Source organism: Streptomyces himalayensis subsp. himalayensis (genome assembly GCF_013778455.1).
Lineage (GTDB): Bacteria > Actinomycetota > Actinomycetes > Streptomycetales > Streptomycetaceae > Streptomyces > Streptomyces himalayensis.
This window is the reverse complement of sequence record NZ_JACEHE010000017.1, coordinates 117,932-141,973: the sequence shown is the minus strand read 5'-3', so window position 1 is coordinate 141,973 and position 24,042 is coordinate 117,932. Positions and strand designations below refer to the sequence as shown.

Sequence of the window (24,042 nt, the reverse complement as noted above, 5' to 3'; positions counted from 1 at the left end):
TCCCATGCGCTTCAACCGGATGCTGCTCTCCACCACGCTGGTGATCGTGGCCCTGGTGATCCAGGTGACCATCCTCGCCCGCCTCCAACTGCCCGGCGCCGTCCCGGATCTGATGCTCCTCACCGTGCTCGGCTTCGCCCTCGTCTACGGCCATGTCGGAGGCGCCCTCATCGGCTTCGGCGCAGGCCTCCTCGCGGACCTGGCGCCGCCAGCCGACCACGCCGCCGGCCGCTACGCCCTCGTGCTCTGCGTCATCGGCTATCTCGCGGGCCTCGTCAAACCGGACAACGGACAGCTCAAGTCGGCCACCGCACCCATGCTCGTCGTGGTCGCCGCCGCCATCGGCTCGACCCTGCTGTACGCGGGCGTGGGCGCCCTCGTCGGCGACACCGCCGCCCGCCATGTCGGCCTGGCCGGCCTGCTGTTCACCGCCGCGCTCTACGACCTGCTGCTGGCGCCGTTCGTCGTCCCGGCGATCATGGCCCTGGCCAGACGGGCCGAGCCGGATCCGCTCGCCGAGACCGGCGCCGCCGGCGCGGCGGGCAACCTCTCCTCCGGCTGGTTCGCCTCGGGCACCGGGCTGAGCATCGGCTCCCAGCGCGGCGGGCTGCGCGGCAACGGCCTGCGCGGCAGAGCGGCGAAGGCACGGGTGGCGCGCGCGGGACGCATCAAGGGGGTCAAGCGGCTGTGACCAACATTCCGGAGACCGGCCGGACTCCGCGGGTCCAGATCCGGCTCGTCATCATGCAGGTCCTCGTCGTCTCCCTCCTGATGACCCTCGGCGGCCGCCTGTGGTACCTCCAGGTCCGCAACGGTGAGGAGTACGCCAAGGAGGCCTCCGGCAACCACGTCCAGCAGGTCGTCCAGCCCGCCGTACGCGGCTCGATCCTCGACGCCCGTGGGGTGCCGCTCGCCGACAACGAGACGCGGCTCGTCGTCTCCGCCTCGCGCACCGACCTGATGAAGATGAAGGACGACGGCAAAGGGGTCCTGACAAAGCTCGCCGGCGTCCTTGGCATGAAGCCCAAGGACGTCATGGACAAGGTCCGGCTGTGCAATGCCGAGACGCCGCAGCCCTGCTGGAACGGCTCGCCGTACCAGCCCATCCCGATCACGGACGAGGCCACGCCCCGGCAGGCGCTGCAGATCCGCGAGCGCTCCGAGGACTTCCCCGGCATCACCGCCGAACCCACCGCGGTCCGCCGCTATCCGAGCCCCGGTGAGGCCAACACCGCGCAGGTGCTCGGCTATCTGTCGCCCGTCACGGACGAGGAGATCGAGAAGGCCAAGGACTCCGACTCGCCGTACCTCCGCTCCGACCAGGTCGGACGCTCGGGCCTGGAGCGTGCGTACGACAAGGAGTTGCGCGGCAAGGCGGGCGTCACCCGGTACGAGGTCGACAACCTCGGACGTGTCATCGGCCAGGCCAAGCCCGACGAGGCCGAGCCCGGCGCGAACCTCGTCACGAGCATCGACGCGCGCGTGCAGCGCGTCGCCGAGTACGAGCTCAACGAGGCGATGAAGGCGGCCCGCAAGGAGTTCGACGACAACACCAACGAGAACTACAAGGCCGACTCCGGTGCCGTCGTCGTCATGGAGGCCAAGACCGGCCGCGTCGTCGCCATGGCGTCCAACCCGACGTACGACCCCAACGCCTGGGTCGGCGGCATCTCCGGCAAGGACTACGCCAGGCTCACCGGCAAGGACTCCAACTACCCGCTGCTCAACCGCGCGATCCAGGGTCAGGCGGCACCCGGCTCGATCTTCAAGGTCGTCCCGACCGCCGCGGCGATCAACGCGGGATACGCGTTCGACGGGAACTACGACTGCTCCAGTTCGTACTCGATCGGCGGCCAGGTCTTCAAGAACTTCGAGTCCCAGAGCTACGGCCCCATCAGCCTCGGCCGGGCGCTGGAGGTCTCCTGCGACACCGTCTTCTACCGCCTCTCGCACCAGGAGTGGCTGAAGGACGGCGGCATGAAGCCGAAGAAGGACGCCAAGGACTGGTTCTACAAGACCGCCCACCAGTTCGGCCTCGGCCAGGAGACCGGCATCGACCTGCCCAACGAGGTCTCGGGCCGTATCCCCGACCGCCAGTGGAAGAAGGACTACTGGGAGGCCAACAAGGACGCCTGGTGCAAGTCCGGCAAGAAGGACGGCTCCTACGCCGAGAAGATCGCGTACGAGAACTGCCTCGAGGGCAACAGGCTGCGCGCCGGTGACTCCGTCAACTACTCCATCGGCCAGGGTGACACCCTCGTCACGCCGATCCAGATGGCCACGATCTACGCGGCCATCTCCAACGGCGGCACGCTCTACGACCCCACCGTCGGCAAGGCGGTCATCAGCCCCGACGGCAAGAGCATCCAGGAGATCAAGCCCAAGGCGCACGGCAAGCTGCCGATGTCGCAGAAGACCCGCGACGAGATGGACCAAGCCCTCGCGGGAGTCGCCACCCGCGGTACGGCCGCCTGGCGCTTCGGCGGCTGGCCGCAGGACAGGATCCCGATGCACGCCAAGACGGGTACGGCCGAGGTCTACGGCAAGCAGACGACCTCGTGGTTCGCCACGTACACCAAGGACTACACGGTCGTCATGACGATCTCCCAGGGTGGTACGGGCTCCGGCGCATCGGGCCCCGCCGTTCGCAAGATCTACAACGCCATCTACGGCCTGGACGAGGACGGCAAGCAGGACCTGAAGAAGGCCCTGCTGCCCGAGCCGGAGAAGAGCCTGCCGAAGATCGAGTCCGACGGATCGATCGACGCCCCGAAGATCGAGACGTACGACCCGTCCAAGGAGGAAAAGGCGAGCGAGGAAGGACAGCAGGCGGGGGACGACCAGCAGCTGCCCGCGGGGACCACGCCGTCACCCGAGGCCAGTAACCGCGACACCCGCAGGCGCAGCGGGCGACGGGGAAGTACGGGCGGCAGAGGACCGGGTGGCCGAGGACCGGGCGGCCGAGTCAGGCGGCGGAGGACCACATGAGCGGCACCAACGGCTTCTCCGTCTCCGGGTACGGGCCCGAGCGCTCCGCCTGGGCGCGTCTGATCGCCCGGGACTCCCTGGTCCGCAGGCTCGACTGGCCGATGCTGCTGTCGTCCCTCCTGCTCTCGCTCATCGGCACCGCGCTCGTCTTCTCGGCGACCCGCAACCGCACCGAGCTCAACCAGGGCGATCCGTACTACTTCCTGTTCCGGCACCTCCTCAACACCGGCATCGGGCTCGCGCTCATGATCGGCACGATCTGGCTGGGCCACCGGACCCTGCGCACGGCCGTGCCGATCCTGTACGGCGTATCGGTCTTCCTGGTCCTGCTGGTGCTGACCCCGGTCGGCGCGACCATCAACGGCGCCCACGCATGGATCCGCCTGGGCGGCGGATTCTCGCTCCAGCCCTCCGAGTTCGTGAAGATCACGATCATCCTGGGCATGGCCATGCTGCTCGCGGCCCGGGTCGACGCCGGCGACAAGGACCACCCCGACCACCGCACCGTCGTCCAGGCCCTCGGCCTCGCCGCCGTGCCGATAATGATCGTGATGCTCATGCCCGACCTCGGCTCGGTCATGGTGATGGCGATGATCGTGCTCGGTGTGCTGCTGGCCTCGGGCGCCTCCAACCGCTGGGTGTTCGGCCTGCTCGGCGCCGGCGCGGCGGGCGCGGTCGCGGTCTGGCAGCTGGGCGTCCTGGACGAGTACCAGATCAACCGCTTCGCGGCCTTCGCCAATCCGGAGCTGGACCCGGCTGGCGTCGGCTACAACACCAACCAGGCCCGCATCGCGATCGGTTCGGGCGGACTGACCGGCACCGGCCTCTTCCACGGCTCGCAGACCACCGGCCAGTTCGTGCCGGAACAGCAGACGGACTTCGTCTTCACGGTCGCGGGAGAGGAGCTCGGCTTCCTCGGAGCGGGCCTGATCATCGTCCTGCTCGGCGTCGTGCTGTGGCGGGCCTGCCGTATCGCCCGTGAGACCACCGAGCTCTACGGCACGATCGTCGCCGCCGGGATCATCGCCTGGTTCGCCTTCCAGTCCTTCGAGAACATCGGCATGACGCTCGGCATCATGCCGGTCGCCGGCCTCCCGCTGCCCTTCGTCTCCTACGGCGGTTCGTCGATGTTCGCGGTGTGGGTGGCGATCGGGCTTCTGCAGTCGATCAGGGTGCAGCGGCCGATGTCGGCGTGAGTAGTGGCATCTACGAAAACTCGTGAGTAGTCGTAGATGCGACACCTTGGGTACTGACCACGGCCGTCTTCGCGTCTAGATTCAGTCCATGGCGGAGACGAAGCGTGAGATCGAGCGTAAGTACGAAGCCGACGAGAGTGCCCAGCTGCCGGATCTGAGCGGTGTCGCCGGGATCTCGACTGTCGTCGACAAGGGCGTCAACGAACTCGACGCCGTCTACTACGACACCGCGGACGAGCGGCTCGCCTCCGCCGCCATCACGCTGCGCCGCCGCACCGGCGGCGACGACGCCGGCTGGCATCTGAAGCTGCCCGTCGACACCGGAGTACGGGACGAGATCCGGGCACCGCTCTCCGACACGGTGCCCCGCGCGCTCTCCGGCCTCGTCCGTTCCCTGATCCGCGACGCCGAACTGGCTCCCGTCGTCCGGCTGCGGTCGGCTCGCGACGTACGCGACCTCCTCGACTCCGACGGTGCGCTGCTCGCCGAGGTCAGCATCGACGCCGTACGCGCGGAGCGGCTCGGCGGGGACGGAGACGGTGCCACGGCCGGCTGGACCGAGATCGAGGTGGAGCTCGCGGACGGCGGTGATCCCGGCTTCCTCGACAAGGTCGACAAGAAGCTGCGCAAGGCGGGGCTGCGGGCATCGGCGGCACCCTCGAAGCTGGCGAGAGCACTGGCGGAGACGGCACCGGGGCGGTCCGCGTCGCCCGGACGGGAAAGGTCGACCGGACGGGGAGAGAAGAAGGCCCGTGGGGACGGCGCACAGCCGTCGACCGCGGGCGATCACGTCCTCGCCTATATCCGTGCCCAGCGCGACGCCCTCGTCGAGCTCGACCCCGCCGTACGCCGTGATCTGCCCGACTCGGTGCACCAGATGCGGGTCGCCACGCGCCGGATGCGCAGCGCCTTCCGCTCGTACGGCAAGGTGCTGGACCGGGCGCTCACCCGCCCCATCGGCGACGAGCTGAAGTGGCTGGCCGGCGAGCTCGGCGTGGACCGGGACCAGGAAGTGCTGACCGAGCGGCTGACGGCGGCGCTCGGGGAGCTGCCCAGGGCGCTGCACACCGGGCCGGTCCGCACCCGCCTGCGCACCTGGTCGCACGCCCGGCGCGGCGGTTCCCGGCGCCGGCTGATCGCGGTGCTGGACGGGAAGCGGTACCTCGCGCTGCTGGACGCCATCGACGCGCTGCTGGATCGGCCGCCGCTGCTGAAGGCGGCCGCCGGGCAGCCCGGCGACGTGATCGCCAAGGCCGTGCGGCGCGATTTCCAGCGGCTGTCATCGCTGGTGCAGCAGGCCCTTGACGCACCCCCCGGCGACGACCGCGACCTGGCCATGCACGAGGCCCGCAAGGAGGCCAAGCGCACCCGCTACGCGGCGGAGGCGGCGACCGCGGCACTCGGCGGTCCCGCCCAGGACCTGGTCCGCTCGATGAAGTCCCTGCAGGGTCTGCTCGGCGACCACCAGGACAGCGTGATGGCCCGCCTGGCCCTGCGCGACCTGGCGGCCGAGGCCCATGCGGCGGGGGAGAGCGCGTTCACGTACGGGCTGCTGTACGGACGCGAGGAGCAGGCGGCCGCCGCGTACGAGGCGGCGCTGCCGGGGGAATGGGCGAGGATCGTGCAGGCGGCGGCGCCGGTGTGACCGGCGGGCGCCGACTTCGTGCACCGGGCCGGCGCCGACTTCGTGCACCGGGCCGCCGCCCACTGTGTGCACCGGGCCGGCCTCGCTCGTCGTACGAGGTGTTGCTCCAGCCGCGTTAGGCTTGATGGTCACCGCCGTCCGCTCACGAAAGTCCCCGCGATGTCTGTCGAGTCGGTTTTCCCGCAGCTCGAAGCCCTGCTCCCGCATGTGCAGAAGCCGATCCAGTACGTCGGTGGAGAGCTCAACTCCACCGTCAAGCCCTGGGACGAGTGCGACGTGCGCTGGGCGCTGATGTATCCCGACGCGTACGAGGTCGGGCTGCCCAACCAGGGCGTCATGATCCTCTACGAGGTTCTCAACGAGCGCGAGCGCGTACTCGCCGAGCGCACGTACAGCGTGTGGCCGGACCTCGAGGAGCTGATGCGTGAGCACGGCGTGCCGCAGTTCACCGTGGACAGCCACAGGCCGGTCAAGGCCTTCGACGTCTTCGGGCTGAGCTTCTCCACCGAGCTCGGGTACACCAACATGCTGGCCGCGCTGGACCTCGCGGGGATCCCGCTGGAGGCCAAGGACCGGACCCTCGACGACCCGATCGTGCTCGCCGGCGGTCACGCCGCGTTCAACCCCGAGCCGATCGCGGACTTCATCGACGCCGCGGTGATCGGCGACGGCGAGCAGGCCGTCCTCGAGATGACCGAGATCATCCGCGCGTGGAAGGCGGAGGGCCGTCCGGGCGGCCGCGAGGAGGTGCTGTTCCGTCTCGCGAAGACGGGCGGGGTGTACGTCCCGGGCTTCTACGACGTGGAGTACCTGCCGGACGGCCGCATCGGCCGCGTCGTACCCAAAAAGTCCGGTGTGCCGTGGCGCGTGTCCAAGCACACCGTCATGGACCTCGACGAGTGGCCGTACCCGAAGCAGCCGCTGGTCCCGCTCGCGGAGACCGTCCACGAGCGCATGTCCGTGGAGATCTTCCGCGGGTGCACGCGCGGCTGCCGCTTCTGCCAGGCCGGCATGATCACGCGCCCCGTGCGGGAGCGAAGCATCACCGGCATCGGCGAGATGGTCGACAAGGGCCTGAAGGCGACCGGCTTCGAGGAGGTCGGCCTGCTGTCGCTGTCCTCCGCGGACCACTCGGAGATCGGCGACATCGCCAAGGGCCTCGCCGACCGGTACACGGACGACAAGATCGGCCTCTCCCTCCCCTCCACCCGGGTCGACGCCTTCAACATCGACCTGGCCAACGAACTGACCCGAAACGGCCGCCGCTCCGGTCTGACGTTCGCCCCCGAGGGCGGCTCCGAGCGCATCCGCAAGGTCATCAACAAGATGGTCTCGGAGGACGACCTGATCCGGACCGTCGCCACGGCGTACGGCAACGGCTGGCGCCAGGTGAAGCTGTACTTCATGTGCGGCCTGCCCACCGAGACCGACGACGACGTACTGCAGATCGCCGACATGGCGGCCAACGTCATCGCCAAGGGCCGCGAGGTCTCCAGGTCCAACGACATCCGCTGCACGGTCTCGATCGGCGGCTTCGTGCCCAAGCCGCACACGCCGTTCCAGTGGGCGCCCCAGCTCTCCGCCGAGGAGACGGACGCCCGCCTGGAGAAGCTCCGAGACAAGATCCGCGGCGACAAGAAGTACGGCCGCTCCATCGGCTTCCGCTACCACGACGGCAAGCCCGGCATCGTCGAGGGCCTGCTCTCGCGCGGCGACCGCCGCGTGGGCGCCGTCATCCGCGCCGTCTACGAGGACGGCGGCCGCTTCGACGGCTGGCGTGAGTTCTTCTCGTACGACCGGTGGATGGCCTGCGCCGAGAAGACGCTGCCCGCGTACGGCGTGGACGTCGACTGGTACACCACTCGCGAGCGTACGTACGAGGAGGTCCTGCCCTGGGACCACCTGGACTCCGGTCTCGACAAGGACTGGCTCTGGGAGGACTGGCAGGACTCGCTCGACGAGACCGAGGTCGAGGACTGCCGCTGGACGCCGTGCTTCGACTGCGGCGTGTGCCCGCAGATGGATACGTCCATCCAGATCGGCCCGACGGGCAAGAAGCTGCTGCCGCTGACGGTGGTCAAGTAGCACTGTTCCCGGAAGGGCCCGGCACCGGCGCAAGCGCCGTGGCCGGGCCCTCGCGCGTCACCGCACGCCGCGGTGGTGCATCCGTACCCGGCGTAGATGCGTCTTGGCAGACATGGATCTGGAGAAGCCGGGACCCGAGAAGCCCGGACCGCCTGTGGACCAGCGGTATCGGCAGCCGCAGGAGAGCGTCCAGGGCGAGGGCTGCCTGGCGGTCGCGATCCGCATTCCGGTGCGGATCGTGGTGCTCGTGCTGGTCGTGCCGGTGCGCATGGTGTGGGACGCGCTCGTCGTCGCAGGGCGATTTCTGAACGACACGGTGCTGCGGCCGGTTGGCCGGGCACTGCTGTGGCTTGGCAGGGCCCTGTTCGTGTGGCCGTGGGTGGCGCTGTGGCGGTACGTCGCCGTGCCCGTGGCCAAGGGGCTCGCCTGGCTCGGCAACGTGCTGCTCGTCGTGCCTGCCGTGTGGTGCTACCGGCGGGTGCTGACGCCCGTCGGGCACGGAATCTCCTGGGTGGTGCGGGGCATCGGCGCCGGGCTGGCCCGGCTGCTGGGCTGGATCGGGGCCGGTCTGGCCTGGGTGTACGCGCGGCTGCTCACACCAGTGGGGCACGGGACCGCCTGGCTGCTCAAGGGCATCGGGACCGTGCTCGCGGCCATCGGGATCGGCGTGTACACCGCCGTGGCGTGGCTTGTGCGGTACCTGGTCGTCGTCCCGGCCCTGTGGCTGTACCGCTGGGTCCTCACTCCGGTGGGGCACGGAATCGCCTGGGCCGCACGGACGCTCGTCGCCGGCGTCGTCTGGACCTCGCGGATCGTCGGTATCGGCCTCTATTGGACGCTGCGCGTCCTTCTCGTACTGCCCGCGCTCGCCCTCTGGCGATGGGTGCTCGCGCCCGTCGGGCGGGTGCTCGCCGTCGTCGCGCGGGAGGTCGGCGATGCGCTGGTGCACGCCTGGCGCGTCGCCGGGTACGTCTCGCTCGCCGTCGGACGCTTCCTCGGGCGGCTCCTCCGGATGATCTTCGTGGAACCGGTGCGCTGGATGTACCGGAGCGTGCTCACCCCGGTCGGGCACAGGGTGCGCGACGCGGTGTGGCGGCCCGCCGCCGCGGCCGCGAAGAGCGTCGGCCGCGCGACCCGGCAGGCACTGGCCTCCGCACGCGAGTCGGCCCGGCAGGCCCGTGCGGACTTCCGGCGGATGCTCTTCGGGACGCCGCGGAAGCCCGATCCGGATCCGCTCGGCCAAACCCGGCGGGAACCTCCGGCCGCCGCGACACGTACTCTGGAGAGAAGTACGACGGCTCTCACGAAGGAATGAACGACACTGGGCAAGCGACAGCCCGAAGGCCCGCCGCCCGCACCAGCGGTGCAGCGCATCCGACTGCGCTACACCAAGCGCGGCCGCCTCCGGTTCACCAGCCACCGTGACTTCCAGCGCGCCTTTGAGCGTGCGCTGCGCCGCGCCGAGGTGCCCATGGCCTACTCGGCCGGCTTCACGCCGCACCCGAAGGTGTCGTACGCCAATGCCGCACCCACCGGCACGGGCAGTGAGGCCGAGTACCTGGAGATCGCACTCACCGAGGCGTGTGACCCCGACAAGCTGCGTGAGCTCCTCGACGAGTCGCTGCCCACCGGGCTCGACATCGCCGAGGCCGTCGAGGCCCGCACCTCGGGCCTCGCGGACCGGCTCACCGCATCCGTGTGGGAACTGCGTCTCGACGGCGTGGAACCCGCGGACGCGGAGCGCGCCGTCGCGGCCTTCAAGACGGCGGACACCGTCGAGGTCCAGCGCAGGACGAAGAACGGCCTGCGCACCTTCGACGCCCGTCCGGCGGTCGCGAGCATCGAGGCGCACGACGGCCTCGCTGCCCACGACGCACGGGCTGATAGGCCTACCGACCAGCCCTGTGCGATACTGCGGCTGGTTGTTCGGCACGTGACGCCTGCCGTACGACCCGACGACGTCCTGTCCGGTCTCCGAGCTGTGGCCGACCTGGCGCCGCCGGTCCCCGCAGCGGTGACCAGGCTGGCGCAGGGGCTTTTCGATGAGGAGACCGGCACGGTGACCGACCCGCTCGCGCCCGACCGCGAGGCAGTCACGGCCGCCCCACCTGTCAGTCGAGGGGCCGCCGGACCTGCCACCGCGACTGCTGGGGGCACCTCCCAGGCCCTTGAGGCACTGGGGGAGAAGCCGGAAGGTCCCGCGTAAGGACGGACGTCGTAGCGCCGCCCTCGTACTCGGGAGCCACCTGGGTCGGGCAGCGCACCGACCAGAAGACTTTCGCCAGGCCGTACGCAACATGGCGTACGGAACCGGCGAGACAAGACACAGAGAGCTCCCGAGCGGCGCCCGCGCCCCGGAGGGCGGCAACGCGCAGGACGCGCGAGCCGCGGACGTCACCGGACCAGGTGCGGCGCCCGGGAGCCTGACGGGAGAACCGCCCGCATGCTCGAGCCGATCGAACCCATCAAGGGCTCCGAGAACAACACCACACCAAGCGACACGCTGCCGCCGCGTCGTCGGCGCCGCGCCGCGTCGCGCCCCGCGGGTCCGCCCGTGGGGGCCGCCGAGGCCGCCGCCCCGGCCATACCGGCCGAGGTGTCCGCTTCGTCACCCCTGAACGAGACCGATGAGGCCGTCGAGGCCGCGCAGGCAGTAGCAGCTGCCGAGGTCGCCGACGCGCTTGAGGCCTCCGAGGCCGTGGCAGCGCAGGCAGCGACCGAGCCGGAGGAGGCCCTTGCCTCCGATGCCGCCGCCGAGGAAGCCGAGCCTTCGGCTGCCGAACCCGCGGCTGCCGAGTCTGCCTCCACCGAACCCGCGGCTGCTGAGCCTGCCGCCGCCGGACGTACGCGTCGTCGTGCGACGCGCCGTGCCTCCGCGCCCGCCGGGGCGCCCAAGGCGGCCGAGGCCGTCGTGACCGCCGAGGCCCCCTCGCCCGCCGGTGAGGAGACTGTGGGCGCCGAGACCGTTTCGGAGGCACCGGCCGCCGAGCCGGCGGAGAAGCCGGTCGAGGCCGCCGCTCAGGAATCCGCGCCGGTCGCGTCGGGGCGTCGTCGTGCGACGCGTCGCGCCACCGCGCCCGCCGGGGCGCCGAAGGCCCCTGCCGAGGCGGAGACGGCCGTCCAGACCGAGGCGCTCCTTGCTGAGGCCGAGGCGCCGGCCGCGGACGAGGCCGTCGTCGCCGACCAGCAGGAGACGGAGCAGCCGGTCGAGGCTGCCGCGCAGGCGCCCGACGAGGGTGCCGCACCCCGGCGTACGCGCCGTCGCGCCACGCGCCGCGCCTCCACACCTGCCGAGGAGGCCAAGGCCGACGAGACGGCCGGGCAGGAGGAAGCCGCCCCGGCTGCCGAGAAGGCGGTGGCGGTCGAGGCGGAGCAGATCCCGGCCGCAGCCTCCGCACAGGCCGCCGTCGCCGCGCCGCAGGCGCCCACCGCCGAGCCGGTGCAGATGCCGGCCGCGACCGCCCCCCTCGGGGCTGCCGCTCCGGTTGCCGAGGCCGAGCCGTCGGCCGAGGCCGAGGGCGCCGCTCCCCGGCGTACGCGGCGTCGCGCCGCCCGTAAGGCAGCCGTCGGCTTCACCGCGCCCGCTCAGCCGAGCGCGGCACAGGCCCAGGCTCAGGCCCCCGAGGACGAGGCGGAGAGCGCGGCTGCCGCGCGGCGGCCCGCACGCCCCGCCGTCGCCGTCTTCCAGCCGCCCGTGTTCACCGAGCCGATGTTCCAGACCCCGGAGCGTGCCGCGGCAGCGGCCGCCGCCGAGGCCGCGGAGGAGTCCGCGGATGCCGCCGAGGCGGGCACCGTGGAGCAGGAGGGCGCGGACGCGGACACCGGTCCGCGCCGTCGCCGCCGCCGTCGGGGCGCCGACGAGGCACCGGCTGCTGCCGAGACCGTCGAGCCCGGCACGGCACAGCAGCCGGAGACCGCCGAGGACACCGAGGCGGAGGACATCGCCGAGGCCGAGGAGGCCGACGAGACTGAGGAGACCGGCTCGCGCCGTCGCCGCCGCCGCGGTGGCCGCCGTCGCCGCCGTGGCGAGTCCGCCGACTCCGAGTCGGGCGAGTCCCTCGACACCGACGAGATCGCCGCGGAGCAGGCCGAGCAGGACGCCGAGGACACGGCCGAGCAGGTCGAGGAGGACGCCGAGGAGCACGAGCACGACGAGGAGACCGGGGGCTCTGGCTCCGCCGGCACCCGCCGTCGCCGCCGTCGCCGTCGCCGTGCCGGCGACGCGCCGGTCGACACGGAGCCGGGCGAGGACGACCCGGAGCGTACGGTCGTCAAGGTCCGCGAGCCGCGCAAGGAGAAGCCCGTCTCGGACGAGGTGCAGTCCATCAAGGGCTCGACCCGCCTGGAGGCCAAGAAGCAGCGCCGCCGCGAAGGCCGCGAGCAGGGCCGCCGGCGTGTCCCGATCATCACCGAGGCCGAGTTCCTGGCGCGCCGCGAGGCCGTCGAGCGTGTGATGGTCGTCCGGCAGAACGGCGACCGCACCCAGATCGGCGTCCTCGAGGACAACGTGCTCGTCGAGCACTACGTCAACAAGGAGCAGTCGACCTCGTACGTCGGCAACGTGTACCTGGGCAAGGTGCAGAACGTGCTGCCGTCGATGGAGGCCGCCTTCATCGACATCGGCAAGGGCCGCAACGCCGTCCTGTACGCCGGTGAGGTCAACTTCGAGGCGCTGGGCATGGCCAACGGCCCGCGGCGCATCGAGTCCGCCCTGAAGTCCGGCCAGTCGGTCCTCGTACAGGTCACCAAGGACCCCATCGGCCACAAGGGCGCCCGCCTCACCAGCCAGGTCTCGCTGCCCGGCCGCTATCTGGTCTACGTCCCCGAGGGGTCGATGACCGGCATCAGCCGCAAGCTGCCCGACACCGAGCGCGCGCGTCTGAAGACCATCCTCAAGAAGATCGTCCCCGAGGACGCGGGCGTCATCGTGCGCACCGCCGCCGAGGGCGCGAGCGAGGACGAGCTGCGCCGCGACGTGGAGCGTCTGCAGGCGCAGTGGGAGGAGATCCAGAAGAAGGCGAAGAACGGCAACGCCCCGACGCTGCTGTACGGCGAGCCGGACATGACCGTCCGTGTCGTCCGCGACATCTTCAACGAGGACTTCTCCAAGGTCATCGTCAGCGGTGACGAGGCGTGGCAGACGATCCACGGATACGTCTCGCACGTCGCGCCCGACCTGGTCGACCGGCTGTCCAGGTGGACCTCCGAGGTCGACGCCTTCGCGACGTACCGGATCGACGAGCAGCTGATGAAGGCGCTGGACCGCAAGGTCTGGCTGCCGAGCGGTGGCTCGCTGGTGATCGACAAGACCGAAGCGATGGTCGTGATCGACGTCAACACCGGCAAGTTCACCGGTCAGGGCGGCAACCTCGAGGAGACCGTGACGAGGAACAACCTCGAAGCGGCCGAGGAGATCGTCCGCCAGCTGCGCCTGCGCGACCTGGGCGGCATCGTCGTCATCGACTTCATCGACATGGTGCTGGAGTCCAACCGGGACCTCGTCCTGCGGCGCCTGCTCGAGTGCCTGGGCCGGGACCGTACGAAGCACCAGGTCGCCGAGGTGACGTCGCTGGGCCTCGTCCAGATGACCCGCAAGCGGGTCGGCCAGGGCCTGCTGGAGTCGTTCTCCGAGACCTGCGTCCACTGCAACGGGCGCGGCGTGATCGTGCACATGGAGCAGCCGTCCGTCGCCGGGAACGGCGGCAAGCGCAAGAAGCGCGGCCGCGGCGGGGCCGAGCAGGTCTCCGAGGCCGTGGCAGAGGCCGTCGTCGTGACGGAGCCGGAGCTCGAGGCGGAGACCGAGGCCGAGGTGGCCGCCGAGGCCGCCGTGCCGGTGGCTCTGCCCTCGCCGGGCTTCGCGCCCGACGAGGAGCTGTACAGCAGTGCCGCCGAGGCGGAGGCCGCTGCCACCCGGGGCCGCTCGCGTCGTCGCACGACCCGGCGCGCGTCGGCTCCTGCCGGCTCGCCCAGCAGGGCGGAGACGCGGGCTCCTGAGGCTCCCGAGGCGGAGAAGGAGCCGGAGGTGCCTGCGGCCGAGGTCGTGGCTTCGCAGGCTGCGATTGCTCCCGCCGCTCCGGTTGCGGACGAGCAGGCCGTCGCCCCGGCCGAGGCGGAGGCACCGGTCGCCGCGCAGGAAGAGGCAGCGCCCAAGGGCCGTACGCGCCGTCGGGCGACCCGTAAGGCGACGGCTCCGGCCGGTTCGCCGAAGGGCGCGGACGTCGCCGAGGTGACCGTCCCGGAGACTGTCGAGCGCAGTGCCGTGGACGCCCAGCCGCAGGCCGAGCCGGTGGCGGAGCGCCTGCCCGAGCCGGTGGCCGAGAGCGTGGCCCCGGCAGCCCCCCTCCGGCGGCGCCGAGCGGTCCGTAAGGAGACCGCGCCGACCGCGCCCGAGGAGGCGGCCGTCGTGGTAGTGCCCTCGGCCGCGGAGCCGCAGTCGGCGGGCGAGCAGCCGGAGGCGGAGGAGGCCGCGGGCGACGTGGCCGCCGAGGAGGCCGCACCGGCCAAGAAGACGGCACGCAAGACGGCCAAGAAGGCGACCGCGAAGAAGGCTGCCACGAAGAAGACGGCGGCCAAGAAGACGGCCGCCAAGAAGGCCACGGCCAAGAAGGCGGCGAAGACCACCGCGGCGGCCAAGAAGACGGCAGCGGCCGAGCAGCAGACGCCGTCCACCGTCACCGCTTCGGCGAGCGAGGCCTGATGGTCTGACGCCCCCGGTGCGGCGATGTCGCCGCACCGGGGGCGTCGGGCTGCCTGGCCGTGTGCCGTAGCGGCTGCGCTCGAGTTCGAGATCTCGCACGCCCTCGCGAGCGCCGTTCTCGCACGTCAGGGCGCGCATGCCGCAAAGCGTTACATCTCTCCCGGTGACCCACCCCGCCACTTGGAGCACGGTGAAGTCCGTGTAAAACTCATCTGTCTAACGGAGAACGCGCATGCGCGAGTTGGGGAGAACACGCGCCTGCGGCAGGGGAGGGGATGGTCGATGGCGCACGTGCGCCTCAAGGGCACCGGACGTCACCGCGCAGTGAAGCCGGTGAAGGGCGGGCGTCAGGCGGTGGCGCTGGCCACCGTGCTGTCGGCGGCGGGGATCCAGGCAGCCGGAACGGCGGGGACGGCCACGGCGGCGGACACGCCGACCTGGACCGAGGGCCCGATCTTCAACGACCCCCTGGTCCCCGACCAGCAGTTGACGATCCGCAACCGGCTGATCGAGCTCACCAACGCCGCCCTGCCCGGCTCGACGATCAAGGTCGCCGTCTACCACGTGTGGGAGGCGTCGGTGGTCAACGCCCTCGTGGGCGCCAAGAACCGCGGCGTGAACGTGCAGATCCTGCTCGACGAGTCCAGCATCAGCGACCGGCCCACGAACACGTCCTACAACACCCTCGCGGCGGCGCTCGGCACCAACACCAAGCTGTCGTCGTACGTCACGACCTGCCCCGTCGACAAGTCCTGCATGGGCAACCCCAAGGACGGGGTGTCGATCATGCACAACAAGTTCTGGCTGTTCTCGGCGGTCCAGGGCGCCACGAACGTGGTCGTGCAGACCACGTCGAACTCCACGCCGTCGGCGCACACCAAGTTCTTCAACGACGCGCTGCTGCTGCCGAACAACCCCACGATGTACGACGCGTACTCGGACTATTTCGTGGAGATGGTCGGCAAGAACTGGGCGGCCTGGGACTACCGCTCGGTGAGCAACGGCCTGTACAAGGCGTACTTCTTCCCGCGGGCCGGCTCCACCAGGGACTCCGACACGGTCTACTCGGTGCTGAACAACGTGCAGTGCACGTACAAGAACTCCGCCGGAGTGACCCAGAGCACCAAGGTCCGCGTCGCGATCTTCAAGCTCACGCGGCAGGCCATCGCGGACAAGCTCGTCTCGCTGAAGAAGGCCGGGTGCCAGGTCAGCATCGTCTACGCCGAGACCGACAGCCTCAAGAGCTCGGGCTCCAAGGGCACCTGGGAGGCCCTCCACACGACCGGCGGCCCCTCCGTGAGCTGCTACAACGACGACCGGGACCCCTTGGACCCCACCAAGAAGATCTCGACGCCGTACATCATCCACTCGAAGTACCTGCTCGTCGAAGGCATGTACGACGGCAAGGTGAACAAGGTCAGCTTCGTCGGGTCGGGCAACTACACGGGACCCGCGCTGCGCGAGAACGACGAGACGATCGTCAAGGTCGACGACGACTCGGTGCACGACACGTACCGCGCCCACTTCGACCGTGTGCGGACGGTCGCCTGGCCGGGCACGGCCGATGCGACCGACCTGTGCAAGGGCGTCAAGCCGCTGCCTCAGGACGGCGAGAAGCCGACGACCTGAGGCGGGTACGGGGCACGACGTGAGGCATGGGGCGGGCCCGGGGAGGGCCCGGTTTGACCCCTCACTTCGGGCCCCGTAACCTTGACCGTCGGCGTGTCCACTGATGCGCCCCACCCCTGTAAACCCTTTCCTCCCGGATTCCAGGGATTCCAAGGCTCTGCCGCGGATTCCGAGATCCAGGGAGAGGCTGTCCGTGCGGGCGGCTGGACTGCGGGGGTCCCGTTCCGAGCGAGAGAGAGATGCGCGTGTACGCCATCGTGCGCAGCGGTGGTCGGCAGCACAAGGTTGCTGTCGGCGACATCGTTGAGGTTGACAAGATTTCCACCGCCAAGGCCGGCGACACGGTAGAGCTCTCTACCCTGCTGCTCGTCGACGGCGACACCGTGACCAGCGACCCGTGGGTGCTGGCCGGTATCAAGGTCCAGGCCGAGGTCGTGGACCACACCAAGGGCGCGAAGATCGACATCCTGCGCTACAAGAACAAGACCGGCTACCGCCGTCGTCAGGGCCACCGCCAGCAGTACACGGCGATCAAGGTCACTGAGATCCCCACGGCTGCGAAGTAAGGGACTGAGGAGAGATGGCACACAAGAAGGGCGCATCGTCCACTCGGAACGGTCGCGACTCGAATGCTCAGCGGCTCGGCGTGAAGCGCTTCGGCGGTCAGGTCGTCAACGCCGGTGAGATCCTGGTCCGCCAGCGCGGCACCCACTTCCACCCGGGCGATGGCGTCGGCCGCGGCGGCGACGACACGCTGTTCGCGCTGCAGGCCGGTGCGGTGGAGTTCGGTACCCACCGTGGCCGCAAGGTCGTGAACATCGTTCCGGTCGCCTGACCTCAGGCACCCGAAGAACGGTTCTTTCGCGAGGCGGACCTCACTTCCCGTACGGACTCCGTACGGGAAGCGGGTCCGCCTTTCGCGTGTTGAGACGTAAGACAGTTCCCGTACGTACGTGACTGTGCGTAACCACAGTCGTAACTGGAGGCACATCCCATGACCACCTTCGTGGACCGCGTCGAGCTGCATGTCGCCGCGGGTAACGGAGGTCACGGCTGTGCCTCCGTCCACCGTGAGAAGTTCAAGCCTCTCGGCGGCCCCGACGGGGGCAACGGCGGGCGCGGCGGTGACGTGATCCTCGTCGTCGACCAGTCCGTGACGACGCTCCTCGACTACCACCACAGCCCGCACCGCAAGGCCACCAACGGCAAGCCCGGCGAGGGCGGCAACCGGTCCGGCAAGGACGGCCAGGACCTCATCCTGCCCGTGCCGGACGGCACGGTCGTGCTCGACAAGCAGGGCAACGTCCTCGCCGACCTGGTCGGCCACGGCACGTCGTACGTCGCAGCCCAGGGCGGCCGCGGCGGGCTCGGCAACGCGGCGCTGGCCTCCGCCCGCCGCAAGGCGCCCGGCTTTGCGCTGCTCGGCGAGCCGGGCGATCTGCAGGACATCGTCCTGGAGCTGAAGACGGTCGCTGACGTGGCGCTCGTCGGCTACCCGAGCGCGGGCAAGTCGTCCCTGATCTCCGTCCTCTCGGCCGCCAAGCCGAAGATCGCCGACTACCCCTTCACGACGCTCGTTCCGAACCTGGGTGTGGTGACGGCGGGCGAGACGGTCTACACCATCGCGGACGTGCCCGGTCTGATTCCGGGCGCCAGCGAGGGCAGGGGCCTGGGACTGGAGTTCCTGCGGCACGTGGAGCGCTGCAGCGTCCTCGTGCACGTCCTGGACACCGCCACGCTCGAATCGGACCGCGACCCCGTCTCCGACCTCGACATCATCGAGGCGGAGCTGAGGCAGTACGGCGGCCTCGACGACCGCCCGCGGATCGTCGTCCTCAACAAGATCGACGTACCGGACGGCAAGGACCTCGCCCAGATGGTCCGCCCGGATCTGGAGGAGCGCGGCTACCGCGTCTTCGAGGTGTCGGCGGTGGCCCACACCGGCCTCAAGGAGCTGTCGTACGCGCTCGCCGAGCTGGTCGGGCAGGCGCGTGCCGCGAAGCCCAAGGAGGAGGCGACCCGTATCGTCATCCGCCCGAAGGCCGTGGACGACACGGGCTTCACGGTCGTGCAGGAGGAGGACGGTCTCTACCGCGTCCGCGGCGAGAAGCCCGAACGCTGGGTGCGCCAGACCGACTTCAACAACGATGAGGCCGTCGGCTACCTCGCCGACCGCCTGAACCGCCTCGGCGTCGAGGAGGAGTTGATGAAGGCGGGCGCCCGCTCGGGCGACGGCGTGGCCATCGGACCCGAGGACAACGCGGTCGTCTTCGACTGGGAGCCCACGATGATGGCCGGGGCGGAGATGCTCGGCCGCCGGGGCGAGGACCACCGGTTGGAGGCGCCCCGGCCCGCGGCGCAGCGGCGCAAGGACCGGCAGGCGGAGCGGGACGAGGCGGAGCGCGAGTACGACGACTTCGAGCCGTTCTAGGCGGCCTCAGGCCGTTCCGGGCTTCAAGAACGCCCTGGCCGATGGCCAGGGCGTTCTCGTGTCGGACGAGGGCGTTCTCGTATCAGACCAGCGCGTTCTTGTAGAACAGGTTCGAGCGGCGGTCGCCCGCCGCTCCCGAGGCGAAGCCCAGGAAGAGGCGGACCTCGCCCGCGACCGTCTGGTAGATCGCCAGGCCCTCCGGCTCGCGGAAGTCGAGGGACTCGCCTGCCTTGGTGAGGACCGGGCCCTGCTTGATCGTGCCGGTGTTCATGTCGATGCTGGTGACCTCGGAGTTCACCACGCCACCGCTCGCGTCGTACGAGGTCCCGGTCAGGACGTACAGGTACTGGCCGTACGCCGCGTAGCCCTGGAACGTCGACGACAGCGTCGGCAGGCTCGGCTGCTTGAAGTCGGCCAGTCGTGAGCTGAAGTCGCCGTTGGCCGCGGCTGCGAGGTCGTAGACCGCGATGTGCTTGCCGTCGCTGAGGTGGTAGCGGACGATCAGCCGGTTGTTGACGGGGTCGATGGAGCACGTGTGCTCGGTCGCCGTCGACACCGGCGTGTACTTCGTCAGCGCGGACGACGTGTTCGACAGCGTCGTGCCGCTGGTGAACTTGAAGCGGGCGAGCCTCTTGCCGTAGCCGTTCGCGTTCGCCTCCACCTCGGTCCACAGATACGTCGACGTACCGACGCCCTGCGCGCCGAAGGCGACGCCGTGGCCGAAGCCCGTCAGATGCATGTAGCCGAGGTAGTTGCCCTCGAAGTCGAGCTGCGTGATGCACAGATCGCCCGCGGTCTCGGCGGTGCCGTCGCGCCGCTGCGCCACGAACAGCCGCCGGTTGACGTTGTCGTACGCGAAGCCCTGCTGCACGGTCACGTCGTGCAGCGACCTCCCGCGGAACAGGTCGTACGACGGCTGCGTCAGGTCGAAGCGCTGCGACGTGGGGACGGCGGCGGATGCGGCCCCCGCGCCGAATCCGAGGCCGAGCGCGGCCACGCCGAGCCCGGTGCCCGCGCGCAGCAGCCCTCGTCGGCTCAGGGATATGCGCGGCTCGTGTGTCATGGGGTCCCTCCTGTGGCGGCAGTGCAAGATCAGGCGTGACCCTATGCGAAGGGCCCCGGGAGAGTGCTCCCGGGGCCCCAATCGGCTGTGACCGCCTAGGCGTTGACGGAATCCTCGGCGCCGTTGACGGAGTCCTCCGCGCCGTTCGCATCCGTCTCGAAGTCCTCGGCATCGGCCGCGCCGCGGGGGGAGGGGATCTCCGCGGCGAGGCGTGTGGCCATCCGGTCGCGCCGCTCGTCGGCCTTGGCGCACAGGGTACGCGCGGCCTCGTCGAAGCGGACCAGGGACGGTGGGTCCGAGGGGCCGAGCAGATGCTGCTTGAGCTCCGTGCGCGCCTCCGTGAAGCGGTCCTTCTCGGGGGCCCGCACGGACTCCAGAAGCGACGGGATGCCGTCCGCATCGGGGGCGAGGATCGTCGCGGCCCGCACCGTCGGGAAGCCCGCCCGGAACGCGGCCTCCGGCATACCGGAGGTGTTGGCGACGGCGTACGGCTTCTCGCTGGACAGCCAGTCCGAGACCACGCTGGAGACGTCGCTGATCAGCAGGTCCGCCTGGTTGAAGCAGGCGAAGATGGCCGGCCGGGCGTCGGTGATGATCTGGTGCTCCCACTCCGGGAACGACGACCAGTACGCGGTCTCCCAGGCCGACGTCGCCTTGGCGATGGCGGCGTCGCGGTCGCCCTGCGGGGCGCCCTGGAGCAGCATGCGCTCCATTTCGTCGGCGCTGTCGCGGAAGGCGGTGGAGGTCAGCTTGTCGAGCTCGACCGTGCGGCGGGCCAGCTCGGCCGCGGCCTCCGGTCCGGGGCGGTCACCGGACCGCTTGGCGTTCGCCTCACGGATCATCGCCATGATCCGCTCGTTGGCGGCGCCCGCTCGCGGGTCGACGGAGCCGGTCATCGGGTGCGGCTTGTAGAGCAGGCGCACACCGTCGTCGGCCAGGAGCTGCCGGACGATGTTCTCGCCGGCGAGGACCACCGAGGTGTTGCCCGGGTTGCCGTCCCAGCCCTCCCACGTGGGGGCGTACAGCACGGTCGTGTACTCACCGGTGGGCGGGCCCGCGTACGGGCGGATCGGCGCGAGCTGCGGGCGGCCGACCTCCACGATGTCCTTGTCCTCGACGCCGACCTCGGCCAGCGCATACCGCTCGCGGGCGGCGGGGCCCGCGACCCACACCTCGTCGTACGCCTTCGCGTACGGGTTGCAGGAGGACAGCTTGTCGCTCTCGCCGTGGTTGATGAACGCGTGCTTGATGGTGGGGATGCGCAGCACCTGCGAGGTCTTACCGGAGTTGGCCGGGTGCAGCATCATCTTCAGCGTCGAGTTCTCCAGCGAGAACATCGTCGCGACCTTCGGGAAGCAGATGATCGGCACGTCGGTGGCGTCGATCTTCTGCACCATGAACCGCTCGCGCAGCACGATCAGCGGCTTGGCGTCGAGCTGGGCGAGCGTGGAGAGCCACATGTTGGCCTGGTACGCCGAGGACGTGCCGCCCGAGAAGTACATGGCGACCGTCGGCTGGTAGTCGGCCAGCCACTCGTCCAGCCACTCCATGACCTTCTGCTCGCTCTTCGCCCGCTTCTTCGGGAGCAGCCAGGTGGCGAGGTGGAGCGTGCCGAGGAGCATCAGCGCGATCGAGATGCCGAGGCCGATGCCGCCCCAGTACGCGGCCGTGGTGCCCGCGGTGATCAGCAGGCCGGCGGTCGCGGGGATGGAGAAGACGAGGAGACGGTGGCTCGCGCGGCGGGCCAGGATGCGCGGCGGGGCGGCGGTCAGCTGCAGCGCCGAGGCGTCGATGTTCCGGGTGACGATCGGCAGCGTGCGCGTGCGGCGCACCAGCACGGCGACCGCCTGGCAGGCGAAGTGCAGCAGATAGACGCAGAGCAGCGCGATGGTGAGGGGAGCCTGCTCACGTAGCGGATTGATGCCGTCGATGCGCAGCAGGCCCACCACGATCAGCATGTCGCGGAGGAGCTGACGCACGGTGACGTCGAAGCGGACCTTGCCGAGGAGCGAGAGCAGCCCCGGCTGCCTGTGCTGCAGATACGTGTCGAGTGCGAGCCCCGCGGCTGAGGCGGCGACGAACACCGGGACGTTCGGCAGCAGTGCGCCGACTAGCTGCGCTGCGAAGAGCGCGAACATCGCGAACAGCGCGGAGAGCTGCACGATGCGGCGGGGGGCGAGTCCGGCAGAGGGCACGGGCTGGGCTCCTGGCGGGGGGTCGGATGGTGGGACGCGTGGTGGTCATGCCGGGCCGACATGACGAAGGCTGACCACCGACCGTATGACTTTCGCACCCTGGCAAGCAATCTTGAGTGAGAACAATCACCGCAAAGCAGATGAAAACGACACTAGTTGGTGACGGCTTTCACTCTCCTCTCAGTGGACCTTCACGCGCCCTTCAGTCACCTCCACCGGGTCCCTCGACAACCGTCCCGTGCCTCCCGTCTCCAGTCCGCCCCTCGGAATACAAGGGCGTTCCGGAGCCGCTCTCACGTAGATTGCAGAAGAGAAGAGAGATCCGAGCACGTCGGAATGGTGGGGTAGCGCGTGTCAGCGGCAAGGCAGGAAGTGGCGGACGCCCGCAGGGTCGTGGTCAAGGTCGGTTCCTCGTCCCTGACCACCGCGGCGGGCGGGCTCGACGCCGACCGCGTCGACGCCCTCGTCGACGTCCTGGCCAAGAGCAGAAGCGGCGGGGAGAAGGAGATCGTGCTCGTCTCCTCCGGAGCCATCGCCGCCGGGCTCGCCCCGCTCGGGCTGCGCCGCCGCCCCAAGGACCTCGCCCGGCAGCAGGCTGCCGCCAGCGTCGGCCAGGGCCTGCTGGTCGCCCGCTACACCGCGTCGTTCGCGCGCTACGGCGTACGCGTCGGCCAGGTGCTGCTGACCACCGACGACACCAGCCGCCGCGCCCACCACCGCAACGCGTCGCGCACCCTTGACAAGCTCCTCGCCATGGGGGCGCTGCCCGTCGTCAACGAGAACGACACCGTCGCCACCGACGAGATCCGCTTCGGCGACAACGACCGGCTCGCGGCGCTGGTGGCCCATCTGGTCCGTGCCGATCTGCTGGTGCTCCTCTCCGACATCGACGGCGTGTACGACGGCGACCCCAGCAAGCCCGGCACCTCGCGGATCGCGGAGATCCGCGGGCCCGAGGATCTGGACGGCGTCGAGATCGGCAGTGCCGGCAAGGCGGGCGTGGGCACCGGCGGCATGGTCACCAAGGTCGAGGCCGCCAACATCGCCACCGCGGCCGGCATCCCCGTCGTGCTGACCACCGCGATCGACGCCGCCGACGCCCTCGCCGGCCGTGACACCGGTACGTACTTCCACCCCACGGGACGCCGCTCCGCCGACCGGCTGCTGTGGCTGCAGCACGCCTCGGCCCCGCAGGGCGCGATCACCCTCGACGACGGGGCGGTGCGCGCGGTCGTCGAGCGGCGCAAGTCGCTGCTGCCTGCGGGCATCGCGGCGGTCGAAGGCGAGTTCACCGCGGGCGACCCCGTCGAGCTGCGGGACACCACGGGCCGCGCGGTCGCCCGCGGCCTTGTGAACTTCGACGCCAAGGAGATCCCCCAACTGATCGGCCGCTCCACCCGCGAGCTGGCCAAGGAGCTCGGACCCGCGTACGAACGTGAGGTCGTACACCGGGACGATCTGGTCGTACTGCATCCGTAAACGGCTGAAAGCCCCGCCCCGCCGGTGGACGTTCCGTAAAAGCACCACACGACGGCTCTCGGCCTGCTCAACTTCTGTGCAGGAAGGTTCGCACGACCACTGCGTGGAGGAGGCCGTCGTGAGACGAGTGCGCCCAGGAGCGGCGGCCCGCGGCGGGAGTGCCTCCCGTGCCTTCGGTCCGGTGGGCGAGGGGCGGGCGCTGACCAGCGTCGCGGCGGGGGAGACCTACGTGGACGGGCAGGCCGGCGAGGAGGGCCAGGCCGGACCGGCGCCCCGGCTCTGGCACGTCACGCTGAGCGTCTCGGGTGAAGAGGCCCCGCTGAAGGACGTCCGCCGGAGCCTCGAGCAACTCGCCCACGACCACCCCTTCCTGCTCACCAGCCGGTACGCGAACGACCACGCGGAGATCCGGTACTGGGAGGAGGCCCGCGACCTGCACGATGCGGCCGCGGTGGCGCTGCGACTGTGGGGCGAGCACCGGCAGAGCGCCCAGCTGCCGCCCTGGGAGATCGTCGGCCTCGAGGTCATCGACCGGGACACCTACCACCAGCGCATCGCGGAGGGTCAGGGCCCGCTGCCGGCGAGCCCGGTGGGGGTTCATCCGTTTTAGCCCTGCCGGTGCCGGTGCCGGTGC

The 24,042-nt window shown here is 70.5% G+C and carries 16 protein-coding genes; 14 read left to right on the top strand and 2 right to left on the bottom strand.

Going from position 1 to position 24,042, the window contains the following annotated elements:
• Nucleotides 1–4 precede the first annotated feature (4 nt).
• The 12 genes from mreD (at nt 5) to obgE (ending at nt 18,671) form a co-directional block, all read left to right on the top strand.
• Nucleotides 5–691, top strand: coding sequence for a rod shape-determining protein MreD (gene mreD, locus H1D24_RS26265; protein ID WP_181660162.1), 687 nt, complete (start codon nt 5–7; stop codon nt 689–691).
• Nucleotides 688–2,988, top strand: coding sequence for a penicillin-binding protein 2 (mrdA, locus tag H1D24_RS26260; RefSeq protein WP_181660161.1), 2,301 nt, complete (start codon nt 688–690; stop codon nt 2,986–2,988). Before mreD ends, mrdA begins: the two co-directional genes overlap by 4 nt.
• The gene (gene rodA, locus H1D24_RS26255) at nt 2,985–4,184 is read left to right on the top strand and encodes a rod shape-determining protein RodA (RefSeq protein WP_181660160.1); all 1,200 of its coding nucleotides are present in this window, start codon (nt 2,985–2,987) and stop codon (nt 4,182–4,184) included. The genes mrdA and rodA overlap by 4 nt, the downstream gene beginning before the upstream one ends.
• 88 nt (nt 4,185–4,272) lie before the next feature.
• A complete protein-coding gene (locus H1D24_RS26250) occupies nt 4,273–5,829 on the top strand; it encodes a CYTH and CHAD domain-containing protein (RefSeq protein ID WP_181660159.1) in 1,557 nt (518 codons plus the stop codon).
• 159 nt (nt 5,830–5,988) lie between these two features.
• Nucleotides 5,989–7,914, top strand: a complete 1,926-nt coding sequence (locus H1D24_RS26245) for a TIGR03960 family B12-binding radical SAM protein (protein ID WP_181660158.1) — start codon at nt 5,989–5,991, stop codon at nt 7,912–7,914.
• A 112-nt stretch (nt 7,915–8,026) separates the two neighbouring features.
• Nucleotides 8,027–9,229 (top strand): hypothetical protein, encoded by a 1,203-nt coding sequence (locus H1D24_RS26240; RefSeq protein ID WP_181660157.1) that lies wholly within the window; start codon nt 8,027–8,029, stop codon nt 9,227–9,229.
• A gap of 48 nt (nt 9,230–9,277) precedes the next feature.
• On the top strand, nt 9,278–10,120 hold the full coding sequence (locus H1D24_RS26235) for a TIGR03936 family radical SAM-associated protein (protein WP_181660156.1): 843 nt from the start codon (nt 9,278–9,280) through the stop codon (nt 10,118–10,120).
• Nucleotides 10,121–10,357: 237 nt separating this feature from the next.
• Entirely contained in the window at nt 10,358–14,611 is a 4,254-nt protein-coding gene (locus H1D24_RS26230) for an Rne/Rng family ribonuclease (protein ID WP_181660155.1), read from the top strand.
• A gap of 282 nt (nt 14,612–14,893) precedes the next feature.
• The gene (locus tag H1D24_RS26225) at nt 14,894–16,240 is read left to right on the top strand and encodes a phospholipase D-like domain-containing protein (RefSeq protein ID WP_181660154.1); all 1,347 of its coding nucleotides are present in this window, start codon (nt 14,894–14,896) and stop codon (nt 16,238–16,240) included.
• Nucleotides 16,241–16,485: 245 nt separating this feature from the next.
• The gene (rplU, locus tag H1D24_RS26220; protein ID WP_067272111.1) at nt 16,486–16,806 is read left to right on the top strand and encodes a 50S ribosomal protein L21; all 321 of its coding nucleotides are present in this window, start codon (nt 16,486–16,488) and stop codon (nt 16,804–16,806) included.
• Between the two features lie 14 nt (nt 16,807–16,820).
• Nucleotides 16,821–17,075, top strand: coding sequence for a 50S ribosomal protein L27 (rpmA, locus tag H1D24_RS26215; protein ID WP_181660153.1), 255 nt, complete (start codon nt 16,821–16,823; stop codon nt 17,073–17,075).
• Between the two features lie 159 nt (nt 17,076–17,234).
• On the top strand, nt 17,235–18,671 hold the full coding sequence (obgE, locus tag H1D24_RS26210) for a GTPase ObgE (RefSeq protein WP_181660152.1): 1,437 nt from the start codon (nt 17,235–17,237) through the stop codon (nt 18,669–18,671).
• Nucleotides 18,672–18,753: 82 nt separating this feature from the next.
• Here the strand turns inward: obgE and H1D24_RS26205 are convergent, their stop codons facing one another.
• Both H1D24_RS26205 and H1D24_RS26200 read right to left on the bottom strand, forming a co-directional pair.
• Nucleotides 18,754–19,734 carry a phage baseplate protein gene (locus tag H1D24_RS26205; protein WP_181660151.1) on the bottom strand — a complete coding sequence of 327 codons (981 nt, stop codon included), beginning with the start codon at nt 19,732–19,734 and terminating at the stop codon, nt 18,754–18,756.
• Nucleotides 19,735–19,829: 95 nt separating this feature from the next.
• On the bottom strand, nt 19,830–21,929 hold the full coding sequence (locus tag H1D24_RS26200; protein ID WP_181660150.1) for a CDP-glycerol glycerophosphotransferase family protein: 2,100 nt from the start codon (nt 21,927–21,929) through the stop codon (nt 19,830–19,832).
• Between the two features lie 372 nt (nt 21,930–22,301).
• Here H1D24_RS26200 and proB point away from each other — a divergent pair, with 372 nt between their 5' ends.
• Both proB and H1D24_RS26190 read left to right on the top strand, forming a co-directional pair.
• Nucleotides 22,302–23,408 carry a glutamate 5-kinase gene (gene proB, locus H1D24_RS26195; protein ID WP_181660228.1) on the top strand — a complete coding sequence of 369 codons (1,107 nt, stop codon included), beginning with the start codon at nt 22,302–22,304 and terminating at the stop codon, nt 23,406–23,408.
• A 127-nt stretch (nt 23,409–23,535) separates the two neighbouring features.
• Nucleotides 23,536–24,018, top strand: coding sequence for a DUF8830 family protein (locus H1D24_RS26190; protein WP_181660229.1), 483 nt, complete (start codon nt 23,536–23,538; stop codon nt 24,016–24,018).
• The last annotated feature ends 24 nt before the right edge of the window (nt 24,019–24,042 follow it).

Coding starts and splice junctions, on each gene's coding strand:
- mreD (WP_181660162.1), top strand. CDS start 5: ATGCGCTTCAACCGGATGCTGCTCTCCACCACGCTGGTGATCGTGGCC.
- rodA (WP_181660160.1), top strand. CDS start 2,985: ATGAGCGGCACCAACGGCTTCTCCGTCTCCGGGTACGGGCCCGAGCGC.
- H1D24_RS26250 (WP_181660159.1), top strand. CDS start 4,273: ATGGCGGAGACGAAGCGTGAGATCGAGCGTAAGTACGAAGCCGACGAG.
- H1D24_RS26245 (WP_181660158.1), top strand. CDS start 5,989: ATGTCTGTCGAGTCGGTTTTCCCGCAGCTCGAAGCCCTGCTCCCGCAT.
- H1D24_RS26240 (WP_181660157.1), top strand. CDS start 8,027: ATGGATCTGGAGAAGCCGGGACCCGAGAAGCCCGGACCGCCTGTGGAC.
- H1D24_RS26230 (WP_181660155.1), top strand. CDS start 10,358: ATGCTCGAGCCGATCGAACCCATCAAGGGCTCCGAGAACAACACCACA.
- H1D24_RS26225 (WP_181660154.1), top strand. CDS start 14,894: ATGGCGCACGTGCGCCTCAAGGGCACCGGACGTCACCGCGCAGTGAAG.
- rpmA (WP_181660153.1), top strand. CDS start 16,821: ATGGCACACAAGAAGGGCGCATCGTCCACTCGGAACGGTCGCGACTCG.
- obgE (WP_181660152.1), top strand. CDS start 17,235: ATGACCACCTTCGTGGACCGCGTCGAGCTGCATGTCGCCGCGGGTAAC.
- H1D24_RS26205 (WP_181660151.1), bottom strand. CDS start 19,734: ATGACACACGAGCCGCGCATATCCCTGAGCCGACGAGGGCTGCTGCGC.